Consider the following 635-nt stretch of genomic DNA (forward strand, 5'->3'; position numbering starts at 1 on the left):
TCGCACAGGCCCATCACCAGCTTCACGTCGTGCTCGATCAGCAGGATCGTGCGGCCGTCCTTGCGGATGCGGTCGATCAGCTCGCGCAGCACCACCTTCTCGGTCGCGTTCATGCCGGCGGCCGGCTCGTCGAGTGCGATCAGCTTCGGATCGGTGGCCAGCGCCCGCGCAATCTCCAGGCGCCGCTGGTCGCCGTAGCTCAGCGTGCGCGCCTTGAAGTCGGCGTACTTGCCGATGCCCACGTAGTCCAGCAGTTCCTGGGCGCGCTGGCGGATCTCGGCTTCTTCCGCCTTGAAGCCGGCGGTGCGGAACACCGCGCCCAGCAGGCCGGATTTCGAGCGCACATGGCGGCCCACCATCACGTTTTCCAGCGCGGTCATCTCGGCGAACAGCCGGATGTTCTGGAAGGTGCGGGCGATGCCCGCCTTGGCCACTTCGTGCACCGTCGTCGGCGTGTAGGGCGCACCGCCCAGCTCGAAGGTGCCGCCGTCCGGCGTGTACAGCCCGGTGATCACATTGAAGAACGTCGTCTTGCCGGCGCCGTTCGGCCCGATCAGGCCATACACCTGGCCCTTGTTGATCGTGATGCCCACATCCGACAGGGCCTGCAGCCCGCCAAAGCGCTTGGACACGCC

Annotated in this window: 1 protein-coding gene; it reads right to left on the reverse strand. The window is 67.1% G+C overall.

Annotated elements, in window-relative coordinates; genetic code table 11:
• Positions 1–635, reverse strand: a 635-nt coding sequence (locus AACH00_RS19830) for an ABC transporter ATP-binding protein (RefSeq protein WP_341400911.1), incomplete at both ends; no start/stop codon positions are given.

Source organism: Ideonella margarita, from assembly GCF_038066635.1.
GTDB classification, from domain to species: domain Bacteria; phylum Pseudomonadota; class Gammaproteobacteria; order Burkholderiales; family Burkholderiaceae_C; genus Ideonella; species Ideonella margarita.